Origin of the sequence: Acinetobacter sp. ANC 3903 (assembly GCF_002135315.1) — a bacterium.
Classification (GTDB): domain Bacteria; phylum Pseudomonadota; class Gammaproteobacteria; order Pseudomonadales; family Moraxellaceae; genus Acinetobacter.
This window is the reverse complement of sequence record NZ_NEGA01000002.1, coordinates 41802-55520: the sequence shown is the minus strand read 5'-3', so window position 1 is coordinate 55520 and position 13719 is coordinate 41802. Positions and strand designations below refer to the sequence as shown.

At 41.2% G+C, this 13719-nt stretch carries 12 protein-coding genes; 9 read left to right on the top strand and 3 right to left on the bottom strand.

What is annotated here, in order from left to right; genetic code table 11:
• Positions 1-137: 137 nt before the first annotated feature.
• Both B9T29_RS01605 and B9T29_RS01600 read left to right on the top strand, forming a co-directional pair.
• Positions 138-3077, top strand: a complete 2940-nt coding sequence (locus B9T29_RS01605; protein ID WP_086174250.1) for an insulinase family protein — start codon at positions 138-140, stop codon at positions 3075-3077.
• A gap of 23 nt (positions 3078-3100) precedes the next feature.
• The gene (locus B9T29_RS01600; RefSeq protein ID WP_086174249.1) at positions 3101-4255 is read left to right on the top strand and encodes a phospholipase A; all 1155 of its coding nucleotides are present in this window, start codon (positions 3101-3103) and stop codon (positions 4253-4255) included.
• 55 nt (positions 4256-4310) lie between these two features.
• Here B9T29_RS01600 and B9T29_RS01595 read toward each other — a convergent pair whose 3' ends face one another.
• Together B9T29_RS01595 and B9T29_RS01590 are read right to left on the bottom strand one after the other, a co-directional pair.
• Positions 4311-5651, bottom strand: a complete 1341-nt coding sequence (locus B9T29_RS01595) for a TrkH family potassium uptake protein (RefSeq protein ID WP_086174248.1) — start codon at positions 5649-5651, stop codon at positions 4311-4313.
• A 3-nt stretch (positions 5652-5654) separates the two neighbouring features.
• Positions 5655-6305 carry a potassium channel family protein gene (locus tag B9T29_RS01590; RefSeq protein WP_086174247.1) on the bottom strand — a complete coding sequence of 217 codons (651 nt, stop codon included), beginning with the start codon at positions 6303-6305 and terminating at the stop codon, positions 5655-5657.
• Between the two features lie 300 nt (positions 6306-6605).
• Here B9T29_RS01590 and B9T29_RS01585 point away from each other — a divergent pair, with 300 nt between their 5' ends.
• A complete protein-coding gene (locus B9T29_RS01585; RefSeq protein WP_086174400.1) occupies positions 6606-7151 on the top strand; it encodes a hypothetical protein in 546 nt (181 codons plus the stop codon).
• Positions 7152-7200: 49 nt separating this feature from the next.
• Here the strand turns inward: B9T29_RS01585 and ilvA are convergent, their stop codons facing one another.
• Positions 7201-8739, bottom strand: coding sequence for a threonine ammonia-lyase, biosynthetic (gene ilvA / locus B9T29_RS01580; protein WP_086174246.1), 1539 nt, complete (start codon positions 8737-8739; stop codon positions 7201-7203).
• A gap of 107 nt (positions 8740-8846) precedes the next feature.
• On the opposite strand from ilvA, the gene rpiA reads away from it, so the two are divergent.
• The 6 genes from rpiA (at position 8847) to clpS (ending at position 13719) form a co-directional block, all read left to right on the top strand.
• Entirely contained in the window at positions 8847-9518 is a 672-nt protein-coding gene (rpiA, locus tag B9T29_RS01575; RefSeq protein ID WP_086174245.1) for a ribose-5-phosphate isomerase RpiA, read from the top strand.
• Between the two features lie 131 nt (positions 9519-9649).
• On the top strand, positions 9650-10327 hold the full coding sequence (locus B9T29_RS01570; protein WP_086174244.1) for a SprT family zinc-dependent metalloprotease: 678 nt from the start codon (positions 9650-9652) through the stop codon (positions 10325-10327).
• Between the two features lie 138 nt (positions 10328-10465).
• Positions 10466-11212, top strand: a complete 747-nt coding sequence (locus B9T29_RS01565; protein ID WP_086174243.1) for a PDZ domain-containing protein — start codon at positions 10466-10468, stop codon at positions 11210-11212.
• Positions 11213-11397: 185 nt separating this feature from the next.
• A complete protein-coding gene (gene argC / locus B9T29_RS01560) occupies positions 11398-12453 on the top strand; it encodes an N-acetyl-gamma-glutamyl-phosphate reductase (RefSeq protein ID WP_171263950.1) in 1056 nt (351 codons plus the stop codon).
• A 78-nt stretch (positions 12454-12531) separates the two neighbouring features.
• On the top strand, positions 12532-13287 hold the full coding sequence (locus tag B9T29_RS01555; protein WP_086174241.1) for a DUF6776 family protein: 756 nt from the start codon (positions 12532-12534) through the stop codon (positions 13285-13287).
• A gap of 18 nt (positions 13288-13305) precedes the next feature.
• Entirely contained in the window at positions 13306-13719 is a 414-nt protein-coding gene (clpS, locus tag B9T29_RS01550) for an ATP-dependent Clp protease adapter ClpS (RefSeq protein WP_086174240.1), read from the top strand.

The window sequence follows — 13719 nt, the reverse complement described above, 5'->3', positions numbered from 1 at the left end:
ATAGAGCCGGTTTTCAAAAAAGCGCCAGCATAAACCTGACTAAAATGCTTGGAGTTTCGTAAAGCTGTGAATCCAAATAGCGCAATATTCAGGTATAATCAAAACCATCTTATAAATATGTAAATGTCGGAGATCACATGACTGTAGATGTCACTGAAACCATTTCTCAAACTGTTCATCCTGCGTTTCAGTTGATACGTCAACACCATGTTGAGGCCTTAGATATTCGGGTGTCTGAATATAAGCATAAAGTCACTGGTGCCATACATTATCATCTGGCCAGTGATCTGGATGAAAATGTCTTTCTGGTTGCGTTCCGTACCCAGCCGATGGATTCGAAGGGTGAAGCGCACATTTTAGAACATACTGCGCTCTGCGGTTCGGAAAAATTCCCTGTTCGTGATCCGTTTTTCCTGATGATCCGTCGTTCATTGAACACGTTTATGAACGCGTTTACCTCGGCGGACTGGACAGCCTATCCTTTTGCCACGCAAAATAAAAAAGACTTTCAAAATTTACTGGAAGTGTATTTAGATGCTGCTTTTGCCGCGAATTTAAATGAACTGGATTTTGCTCAGGAAGGGATTCGTATTGAGCTGGAAGATGGTCAGCCGGTATATAAAGGCGTGGTGTTTAATGAAATGAAAGGCGCCATGAGTTCGCCTTCAGATCAGCTGTATCATCAATTGGCACATCATTTATTCCCGCATACCACTTATCACTACAATTCAGGTGGCGATCCTAAGGATATTCCGGACTTAACTTACTCAGAGTTAGTTAATTTCTATAAGTCACATTACCATCCAAGTAATGCCGTGTTTATGACTTTTGGTAATGAATCTGCCTATCATTTGCAGGAACAATTTGAAACTTTAGCCTTGGCTAAGTTTGAAAAAGGCCAAACCCTGCATTCAACGCCTGAAACGCGTTTGACTGCACCGATTGAAGTGACTGAGACCTATGCGGTAGATGCAGAAGACCTGAAGGATAAAACCTATCACGTGATTTCATGGTTGTTGCCACAGGCCAGTGATATCAAATTGCGCTTAGGCATGCGTTTGGTGGAAGGGATTTTGCTGGAAGATTCGGCTTCGCCTTTGCGTCATTATCTGGAAACCTGTGGTTATGCCCAGTCGACCGGTCCAATTATGGGTGTAGACGATTCCAACTTTGAAATGACTTTCTTCTGTGGTGTACAGGGTTCGAATCCTGAGCATGCTCAAGAATTTAAAGAAGGTGTATTTAAGATTCTTGAAGATGTGGCCTCTAAACCCGTAGATGCTGAAATGGTTGATGCCATTTTGCATCAGATTGAATTGCATCAGCGTGAAATCAATGGCGATGGTATGCCATATGGCTTAAGCCTGATTCTCAACGGTTTGAGCAGTGCGATTCATCATAGTGATCCGGTGCATGTCTGGGATGTGGATAGTGCGATTGAGCAAGTCAAGGAAGAGCTCAAAGACCCAATGTGGTTATCGAACCTGATTAAACAATATCTGCTGGACAATCCGCACCGTGTACAAATGACTTTAGTACCAGATGCAACTAAATCTGCCAAGGAAGCTGAAGCGGAAAAAGCACGTTTGGCAGCGATTGGTGCCCAGCTGACCGATGAACAGAAAGCTGCTATTGTTCAGCAAACTGAAGCGCTCAAAGTCCGTCAGGATACTCCGGATGATTTGAACCTGTTGCCTAAAGTAGGACTGGAAGATGTACCGGCAGACCTGCATATTGTACAAGGTCAATTGCGTGAAATTATCAGCAATAATCTGGATACACCGCTGAATTTGTACCATGCCGGAACCAATGGTCTTTACTATCAGCAAGTGACCATCAAGATTCCAGACCAGGTGGTGCAATCGCCATATTTTAACCTGCTGTCTATTCTGTTGGGTGAAGTGGGTGCAGGCGAGTATGGTTATCTTGAACTGCAACAACTGCAAACCGCCGTGAGCGGTGGCGTGGGGATGGGGGCATCACTGCGTTCAAAAATTGATGATAAAAATAAAATTAGCGCATGGCTGACTTTGACCACTAAATCATTGGTGAATAATTTTGAGGCCATCCGTTTATTAAAACTGGCTTTTGAACAGCTACGCTTTGATGAAAAAGACCGCATTATTGAGTTGCTGCAACAACGTAAGACACGTTGGAATTCACGTATTTCGGGGTCAGGTCATAGCTATGCCATGCAAATTGCAGGGCGTAATCATAGTGCCTTGGCGCAACGTGATTATCACAATACCGGTTTGGGAGCATTGAACTGGTTAGGTGATCTGGTCACTAAAATTGAAAAAGATGAAGCCGCTTATGATGCTTTGATTGCAGAGCTAAAAGCCATTCATTGTCTGCTTTTACAGGCACCAAAACAATTCTTGCTGGTCTGTGAAGAACATCACTCTGATCGTTTAATTGAAGAAGTTCAAGAGGTTTGGGACAAGCTTGCGGTTGATCAAACAGCTGTAGAATTAACACCCATTGTCACAGAAAATAGTAATCATGACGAAGCTTGGTTAATTCAAGCCAATGTTCAATTCTGTGCAGCTGCATATCCTGCGGTAGAAGTGTCTCATCCCGATGCTGCTCCGCTCATGATCTTGGCGGCTTATTTACGCAATGGCTTCTTGCACAGTGCGATTCGTGAAAAAGGTGGCGCTTACGGTGGTGGGGCGAGTTATGACGGCAATGCATGTTCATTCCGTTTTTATAGCTATCGCGATCCGCGTCTGGCAGAAACCTTTAAAGATTTTGAAGCCAGTATCCAGTGGTTGTTGAATAGCGAACACAAACCGCATCAACTCGAAGAAGCTATTTTGGGATTGGTTGCGAGTATGGATAAACCGGGTTCTCCGGCTGGTGAGGCGATTACAGCCTGTTATGCATTATTGCATGCACGTACACCGGCTGTTCGTAAGCAATTACGTGCGCGTTTACTTGCTGTGACACTGGATGATCTAAAACGGGTAGCAGAACAATATCTGGTTCAGCAAACCCCCGTAAAAGCTGTGGTTGCGCCAGTAGCGAAGCGCGATGCCTTGATTGAACTTGGCTTCAATATTCAACAAGTGAACTAAAAAAACATTTGAGGTAAGACCTTATGGCGTTCAAAATGTTTGAACGCACTACGCTGCAACTGAGCATGATCATGCTCAGTTCTTTGTATGTGACGAATATTCATGCACAAACCCCACAATCTTTAATTACACCTGCAAGTCCCGCAGCATGCGTGGCATTGGAATCGAATGCGGATCGTTTGGCCTGTTATGACACTTTGTTCAAGGTGCCTGAGACAGAGAAACCTCAATTGGTGTCTGAACCTCAGGCAGCCAATCAAATTGCACCTGCACCGACTGAAGCGGAAACGATAAAAGAAAAAATCAGTCATGGGGTGAGTAACATATTTGCGGTTGAGGGACCCAAAATTGATCCCAATACCTCTTTGCTGGACAAGCGTTGGGAACTGGCACCTGAAAGCAAGCTCGGTACCTGGAACATTCGTGCCCATCAGCCGGTTTATTTATTGCCGGGATTTTGGACTTCAGATCGAAATAAACGTCCGTCAAGTCCGAATGTAAATAACACTGTGACAGCAGATCAAGAGCAAAACCTGAAATCGATGGAGGCGAAATTCCAGTTGTCTTTAAAAACCAAAGCAGTTGAAAACCTGTTTGGTGATAATGGCGATATCTGGTTCGGTTATACCCAGTCTTCACGTTGGCAGGTTTATAATGCAGATGCCTCGCGCCCTTTCCGTGAAACCGACTATGAACCTGAGGCCAGTCTGGTTTTTCGTACCAATTATGAAATTTTGGGCTTAAACGCACGTTTACTTGGCGTGACCTTTAACCATCAGTCCAACGGTCGTGCTGATCCTTTATCGCGTAGCTGGAACCGCATTATCTTTAATGTCGGTTTGGAGCGCGACAACTTTGCATTGATGTTACGTCCCTGGTATCGCATTGAAGAAGATGCAAAAGATGATAACAACCCGGATATTAAAAACTATATTGGCCGTGGTGATTTAACCGCATTCTACCGCAAGAATGATCATGAATTTTCACTGATGCTGCGTCATTCGCTTAAAGGTGGTAATGATGCTCACGGTGCTATGCAGTTTGATTGGGCATTCCCGATTAGCGGTAAATTGCGTGGTCATTTCCAATTATTTGATGGCTATGGTGAAAGCCTGATTGATTATAACCATCGGGCCACTTATGTCGGTTTAGGTGTGTCCTTGATGAATTGGTACTAAATCACTGAGGCTCAAAAAAACCACTCTTTATGAGTGGTTTTTTATTGAATCGGGTTTAACCGATTTGAATATCTGCCGGTGGATGTTTTAAACGGCTCTTTTTCGGGGTAGCAATCAGGTAGGCCAGAGTCAGTGGCCCCAAACGACCCGCAAACATCAGTAAGATTAAAGCAAACAGACTTTCTGGTTGTAATTCACTGGTAATGCCACGTGATAATCCTACCGTACAGGTGGCAGAAACTGCTTCGAAGAGTAAATCCAGGAAGTTTTTGCTGGGCTCCAGAATAAGAAGCGTAAATAATCCTAAAAATATCAGTATGGCGGTAATGGAAACCACGGCTAAGGCTTTAAATGAGGTGGTTTTAGAAACTGAGTGATTGAATACAGTTAATTCTTCGGAGCGTCGTAAAAAAGTGATCACACTTAAGACCACAATAATAAAAGTACCCACCTTAATACCGCCAGCCGTGCTGAGTGAACCGCCACCAATAAACATCAGGATCATGGTGACTAAGGTGGAAGCATCGGTCATGTTCGCCATCTCCAGGCTGTTAAAACCGGATGAGCGCGGAACGGTAGCATGGAACCAGGCATTTAGTGCTTGATCACCTAGGCTCATATTCGCCAGGGTTAGGGGGTTGTTGGCTTCCAGTGCCCAAATCACGATAAAGGCAAACAGGTTTAAACCTGCAATAGTAGAGAGTATTAATTTGCTATTGGCACTTAATTTTTTCCAGCGACGAGAGCGCTGGATATCCATCAGTACTACAAAGCCAATACCACCAATAATGTAGAGCATGCTAATGGTAAAGGTAATCAGGTGCTGGTCTGCAAAACTCATTAAACTGTTGGGGAAAAGCGAGAAACCACCATTATTAAAAGCCGAAACACTGTAAAAGGCGGCATAAAAGAACGCGTGGGCCAGATCGTATTCTGGCATCCAGGCAATGGTTAAAATCAATGTGCCAATCGCCTCAAAAAACAGGGAATATAACAGCACTCCTTTAATGGTGAATGACACTTTGGCCAGGCTGGTTTGACCAATGGTTTCCTGCGCCATCATTTGCTGTTTGAGCCTGATATTGGAAGAAAGGCTCAGTGCAGCCAGTATGGCAAAGGTCATAAACCCCAGGCCGCCGCTTTGCAATAACAGCATAATGACGATCTTGCCAAAGGTAGTATAGGCTTCTCCGACATTGACCACAGACAGCCCGGTAATGGTCACGGCAGAAGTTGAAGTGAACAGGGCATTCAGCCAGCTTAATTCACCATGATGTGAAATCGGGAGTTTGAGCAATAAAGTTCCGACAACGATAAAGCTCAAGAAACCCAGAGCCAGTAAACTGGGTGGGCTTAGATTGATCGTATTAGGATTTTTGTTTTGCGCTTGATTCATATTTTATTTAAACCGGGCAGACAGTTTTCTTAAGGGTTCAATTTCACCTTCCACGACTAAGATATCACCTTCTTGCATGATTAAATTAGGATCAATGCTATATGAAACTTGCTTGCCGCGTTTGTGCAGAATAGTTTTAATTTCAGGAACATGACTCATAAGCTGATGAAAGCGTTCTCCCTGCTGACTCTTTTTAATTTCAATTTTAACGATGAAATGATTGTCTTCTAAACCCATATAACGACTGACCATCGGGTAGCTTAATGACTGGGCAACCCGATTACCCATATCTTCTTCAGGATGAATGATTTTATCCACGCCAAGATGGGTCAAAATCATGTGATGGGCTTGCGATTTGGCCTTAGCCCAAATTTTATTAATCCCCATATTTTTTAGATGCAAAACACATAAAATGCTGGCTTCAATGTCTTCGCCAATAGCCACCACCACGGCTTCACAGTTTTGAATATTCAGTTCTTTGAGCACATGTTCATCTGTGGCATCGGCAATGACTGCATGAGTCAGCTGATCAGAAATGGTTTCTACATATTTTTTATTGCTGTCTATACCAATCACATCATGGTTTAAAATGGCTAATTTGGTTGCGACGGTTGCACCAAAACTACCCAAACCAATCACTGCAAACTGTGCCATGCAAAGTATTCCTTATCCATGTTATGTGTTTTTGATTCATGAGCTATATATCACTATAGGCTGATTTTATAATGTTATGTTTCATTCGGCTATCAGGCTTACAAAATTATTAATAACAAAGGCTTATTTCTAAAACTGTTTACTCGCATAACTACAAGACGTTTATCCATAATTTTAAAGATGAGTGAATTGTGAAGGGTATCTGCTAGATAGAGTCATGTTGATTGCAGCATGTCATAAAACGTTCAAAAAATCTGGATATGATTTATTTCTAAAACTCTATTTTTATAGTGAATGAAAATGGATGATAAAAAGATTTTTAGATTATTACAGGAATGGTTCCCTGTGCTGAAACAACAGGAAATGCCGAAGAAGAAGCATAGAGATATTTTTCAGGATTTTCTGGCATGGGTGAAAGCTGAAAAAGTGAATAAACAAAATTGTGCCTATTTAATGCCAGTTGATGTTGAAAACCCTTATGAAAACAGCTTGGAGCACTGCGCTGTTATACAGCACATCAACCTTGATATTGGTTTAACCCAGCAGAAAATTCGTGAAAGAGTTACCCCTTTATATCAGCATTATGAAAAGCATAAAGACGTGATTGGGAAATATTACAATGTAGACGCGCATGCTTTTGATATCGTTTTCGAAGAAATTTATAATCTTCTAAAATCTCAAAATTTTGAATTATTAATTATTTATGCAGAAAAAGCATATTGGATGGCAGTGCCTGATCAGGATGTCAAAATCCATAAATTCTGTAAATCTTTCTCGAAACAATTTAAGCACGAAGGGATTTGTATAGAGCACTATATAAAACTAGACTGTTTAAGATCGACCTAAAATAAAAAAGAGCCAATGGCTGGCTCTTTTTTAATGGCTTTTAAATCGCTTACTTTAAGAAGCGCTGATAACCCAGGTTATTGGTAATTTCCGCATATGGATAAGTAATACTTTCCAATGTTTCAATTAAACCATCCGGATTCTGTTTCGCGTCGCTTGCTTCCAAGCCAACCAGAACACGACCTTCAGCTGCACCATGGTTACGGTAATGGAATAGGGTAATGTTATGCGTTGGTCCTAAACGTTCCAGGAAGGTTAGCAACGCACCTGGACGTTCCGGGAATTCCACGCGGAACAGGCGTTCATTTTCAATGTCCGCATGACCACCGACCAGATAACGAATATGCAGTTTTGCAACTTCATCATCAGACAAGTCATCTACGTCATACTGAATTTTTAAGGTTTCATAAATGTCATGACGTTCTTTTTCACCGCCTTTCAAGCTGATGCCAACAAAAACTTGTGCGGCACTAGAAGTGCTGGCACGGTAGTTAAATTCGGTAATGTTACGGCCTTGCAGGGCGCGGCAGAAGTTCAGGAATGAACCTTTTTCTTCTGGAATGGTGACTGCAAAAATGGCTTCTTTACGTTCACCCAGTTCTGTACGTTCAGCAATATAACGCAGGCGGTCAAAGTTCATGTTGGCACCACAAACAATCGACACCATGTTTTTATTTTCTAAGCCATGTTCAGCAACATATTTCTTGATTCCTGCAAGTGCCATGGCACCGGAAGGCTCAACAATGCTGCGGCATTCGTCATAGGTATCTTTAATCGCAGCACAGATTTCGTCTGTATTGACCAAGACTACGTCACGCTCAACAATTGGGCCGGAGTTATCCGATTTTTGTAATTGGATCACTTCAAACGGTTTTGCGCCTATTTGAGCGACTGCAGTACCATCAGCAAATAAACCGACAGAAGGTAAAATTACACGTTCATTGGCTTCAAAAGCAGCTTTCAAACAAGCAGATTCATCATATTCCACAGGAATGACTTTCACATGTGGAGCAACATCACCCAGATAAGCAGCAACCCCAGCAATTAAACCGCCACCGCCTACAGCAACGAATACATACTCCACATCACGCCATTGACGCAAAATTTCATTGGCTATGGTGCCTTGACCGGCCATCACCAGTTCATCATCGTATGGCGGAATAAAAGTCATGCCTTCATCTTGCGCACACTGAATGGCATATTTATTGGCAACGTCAAAAGAGTCGCCGTGTAATACCACTTCACCGCCTAGACGTTTTACAGCCTGAACCTTAATGTCTGGTGTAGTTTTCGGCATCACAATAATGGCGCGAATTCCCAGTTTTTTACCAGATAGAGCCACGCCTTGTGCATGGTTACCCGCTGAAGCCGTAATAACGCCACGTTGCAACTGAGATTTCGGTAATTGACTAATACGGTTATAGGCACCGCGTAGCTTGAAGGAAAAGACAGGTTGTAGATCTTCGCGTTTAAAGCGAATGTTATTATTTAGTTTTTCACTAATTCGTGGCGCTGCTTCGAGTGGGGTTTCGATTGCAACGTCATACACCGTTGCCTGTAATATTTGTCGAACCAAACGAGACAGCATGTTAATTTTCCATCTAACAGTTTAAAATAGGCCTTTATTGTAACAAACCCCTGTACATTTGGGCTGTTTAATCAGCAACAAATGTCAAAAAATAGTTGAGCCAAGTTATGAGTCTGTATGCTACCCAAGATGAAAAGAAACAAGCTGCTGCAAAAGCTGCTTTAAAACACTTGCCTAAAGGCGGTATTTTGGGGGTAGGTACAGGAAGTACAGTGAACTTCCTCATTGAATTATTGCCAGAATTGCAACTGGAAGCTGCAGTTGCCAGTTCTGAAGCCACTGCCCAGCGTCTGAAAAAATTAGGCATTGAAGTGGTCGACATGAACTCTGTAGGCGGTTTGGATGCTTATGTCGATGGCGCGGACGAAATTGACCGTCATATGCACATGATTAAAGGTGGTGGTGCTGCACTGACTCGTGAAAAAATTGTCGCTTCAATTGCGAAAAAATTCGTGTGTATCGTGGATGATTCTAAATGGGTGCAACAATTGGGGCGTGATTTCCCACTGCCTGTAGAAGTGATTCCAATGGCACGTTCTGCTGTGGCACGTAAAATTGTTTCTTTAGGTGGTGATCCTGTTTACCGTGAAGGCGTAGTAACAGATAACGGCAATGTAATTTTAGATGTGCATAACCTGAATATCTTAAATGCGCTGGAACTTGAAAAAACCCTGAATAACATTCCGGGTGTAGTGTGTAACGGTATCTTCGCGATTAATAAAGCGGATATCGCTGTAGTTGCAACTGATCATGGTATTGAAGAGCGTACAGCGGTTTAATCTATTTGTAATCTCCCCCAAACCCCTCTTTTTCTAAGAGGGGCTTTTGCTCCGTTCATTGAATTGCAATGGAGCTTCCCCCTTTATTAAAGGGGGATCGAGGGGGATTTAAATTCAAAAACTAATAAAAAATGACCACAAACCTCCCAGAAATTCAAATCACTCGAAAATTACGCGCAACACGCTTGAGACTGCGCGTAGAGCCGACTCAAATTAAATTAACTGTGCCGCAGTTTTGCACACAGCGCCAAGTTCAAGACTTCTTAAAACAATTAGAACAATGGATGATTGAAACATGGCAGAAACAGCAGGTAACAGCAGAGCAGATTGATAAAAGCTTACCCACCGAATTGAAGCTTTTTAATTTGGATCAACCTTTACAGATTATTTATCGAACTCAAAAGCAGTCATTTATTTTTGATGATGAAAACTTACAACTTTTGATTAGTGATCGTCAGCCTGAACAATATCTAAAAAATTTTGTGATTGCTTATGCTAAACATCACTTACCTGTTTATTTAGATCAGACTGGCCAAGCATGTAATCTGAGTTTTGGTAAATGTGCGATTCGCCAGCCCAAGACTCGCTGGGGCAGTTGTTCTGCCAGACATGACATTATGCTGAATAGTGGTTTGGTGCTGTTTCCGAAAGAGATTACACGCTATGTTTGCGTGCATGAGTTGGCGCATACCAAGCATTTTGATCATAGTTCAAGGTTTTGGGCAGAAGTGCAAAAAAACGATGTCAATTTCCAGCAACATCGGAAAATGCTGAAAACAACGCCAATGCCTTGGTGGTGGAGTGTATAGAAACTAAAATTTAAGTATTTATGCACCATAGTTGCTTTGGAATAAAAAGTGCCTTTTTATTTAATAATGATTGAATAAATAAGGATTTTTCATTTATATATTTAGGTTAAATACAAAATTAAAAATATAAGAGAGAAAATGAAAATGATGAAGCTATTAGGATTCTGCGGTGTTTTGATGCTGGTTTGCAGCGGTAATATAGTTCGTGCGGAGGGTTACAGTGGAAAAAATGTACAAAGGTTAAATCCAGAAATTTTTAAAGTAGATGATTTAGAAGAAAAGAAACTTGAAATGCTGCAAGATGGATATGTGCCCATATCTACAGAAAAGTTTGTCAATTATTCCTATAACAGAAGCATGAGAGATATTCGAGAAAAAGCGTTGCTTCATGGTTCGCCCATTGCTGTTTTTAGCAGTGAATATCAAGGAAATAAGGTCATTTATGAAACTCGGATGCGTGAGCCAGAAGCTGCGAGAATTTCAGGCAATGACAGAAATAAAAATGACGTGAATAATTTAAATAATATACCGGTAGGAGCGATAGAAAGTAGGCCAGTCCGGTATGCAGCTTTACATGATCAGTTTAGGGTAATTTATTTTTATAAATTTAATTCAATAACTGGCATTTACCCTGCTGATTTGTCGGAAAGAGATAAAATTTATAACAGTATTCAATCAGGCGTCATTGCTAAAGTGGTTAAGCGGGATTCTCCAGCAGAAAATGTTATAATGCCACAAGATATAATTTTAAAAATGAATGATGAAAATATCAAAGATGTGAGTGCTTTTGTTGAAAGTTCAAATTATTTAAAAGCAAATACGGTCAAGTTTGAAATTCTGAGAAAAGGCCAAAAATTATCTCTAGAAATCAGTATGAAACAGTGATATTGACAGGTATATAGAATATTTAACCCTTCACACTACCTACGTCTAATCTTTTTTGAAATTATGTTTTCTTTTAACCTGATAAAAATATTCGAATTGCAATAAACCCAAGTAAAACAGTTTAGAAAACCAAAACTTCCTGTCATACTACGCAGTTACGAAATGAAAACTTTAGATTTGAGGTAGTGATCGTGATTACTGTTGGTATTGTCGGTGGTACAGGTTATACAGGCGTTGAATTGTTGCGTCTTTTACTACGACACCCAAATGTGCAGGTTAATGTACTGACATCACGTACCGAAAATTGTCGCCGTGTAGATGACATGTTCCCAAGCTTGCGTGGTCATACCGATCTTCAATATTCAGATTTAAACATTGATGAACTGAAAAAATGCGATGTGGTGTTCTTTGCAACGCCTCATGGTGTGGCAATGAAACATGCGGCAGAACTTGTTGCAGCCAATACTAAAGTAATCGACTTGGCGGCAGATTTCCGTTTGCAAAATTTAGAACAGTTTGAAAAGTGGTATGGTCTTGAACATGCCTGCCCAGATATTTTAAAAGATTCAGTTTACGGCTTGTCAGAACTGAACCGTGACAAAATTAAAAATGCCAATGTGATTGGTAACCCGGGTTGCTATCCAACTACTGTGCAACTTGGTCTTGCTCCATTATTCAAACAGGCTGAAGCCTTGGTTAAACCGGAAAGCATTATTATTGATGCTAAATCGGGTGTTTCCGGTGCAGGTCGTAAAGCAAGCCTCGGCATGATTTATTCTGAAAATGCTGACAACTTTAAGGCTTATGGCGTGGCAGGTCACCGTCATCATCCTGAAATTGTGGAAGCATTGGAAAATATTTCCGGTCTTAAAGATGTGTTTAATCACATTTTATTTGTACCTCATTTAGTTCCTATGATCCGCGGTATGCTGAGTACCATCTATGTCGATTTGACTGATGCAGGTGATGCGGCTGATTTGCAAAGCTTGTATGAACAATTCTATGCCAATGAACAGTTTGTAGATGTAATGCCAGCCAACAGCTCGCCAGAAACACGTTCTGTGCGTGGTGCAAACCAGCTTCGTATTGCGCTATATAAACCGCAACCGAAAAAGCTGATTGTGTTATCTGTACAGGATAATCTGGTGAAAGGTGCAGCAGGACAAGCAGTACAAAATATGAACCTGATGTTTGGCTTTGCTGAGAATGCAGGTCTTGCAGGAATTGGTTTATTACCATAAAAAACGTTTTTCAGCTTCACACACATTTGGATTTGGATTTAAATGTGTGTTTTGAATGAATCAAAATAAGAGATGACGATGCCGAATTCTGACTCAAATACTCCATCACAACTGTCTTTGCTCAGTAAAAAGCCTTTTTTAAAAGGCAATTTACCGCTAGGAATTAGTGCTACCATTCTTGTTCTGGGAAGTGGTTTGCTGGGCTATTCAGTTGGACATCGGCAAGGTTTGACTGTGGTAGGCTATGAAGCGGATGCAGAACAACTAGTAGAAGTTGTGCAAAAGCAAAAGACGAGTTTGCAAACACTGAATAAGAACTTGAATCTAGCTGTGCAGGAACGTGATGTTGCAGTCAGTAATTCAAATGATTTATTTACTGCATTAAATCAGGCACGGGAAGATAAAACCCAGTCTGAAGGTTTAAGTGCAATTTACCGTGAAGTATTGCGTCAGCGCGGTGGTTTAAGCCTGACCATACAGAATATCGGTATTAAACCCTTACCTGAAAATGCTTATGAATATCAACTTGATCTGGTGCAAATCAGTCCAAATAAACGTGGTATTTCCGGAACTGTAGAGTTGCGTTTAATTCAAGGTATTGAAGTTTTAGTTGTTCCTATGGAAGACAAGAACTTTAATTTTGAAGATTATGAACGTTTAACTGGACGTTGGACCATGCCTAAAGGCTTTACACCACAATTTATTGAAGTTCGTTTAACTGGCGCTACAAGCACACCGGTAATTAAGCGTTTTAGTTGGGGCCGTGGTAAACCTGTAGAGAGTCAATCGGCATTTATTTCTGAAATCCCTCAAGCAGAAGCAAATGCGCAATAAATGTGAATTAAAAATCCTATGCGAATGAATAAGCGTCAAAATTGTTTAAATACCATCAAAAATTCTTTTCATCAATCAGGATATGTCGATTGGCATATTAGTCCACGCTTAGGAAATGACTCGCAGGATGAATCTGAAGGGGATATTGCTGTCCAGACAGCACCTCCTGAGTTAAAGCGTCCACCCTTGTATGCTGTTGTTTTAATGAATGACGATTACACCCCGATGGATTTTGTAATTGAAATTTTACAACAATACTTTGCTTTGAATCTTGACCAAGCCACACAAGTAATGCTAACTGTACATTATGAAGGGAAAGGTGTTGCAGGCGTTTATCCACGAGACATTGCGGAAACGAAAGCGAACCAAGTCAATAATTATGCTCGGTCTCAAGGTCATCCATTACTTTGTCAGATTGAGCCAAAAGATTAA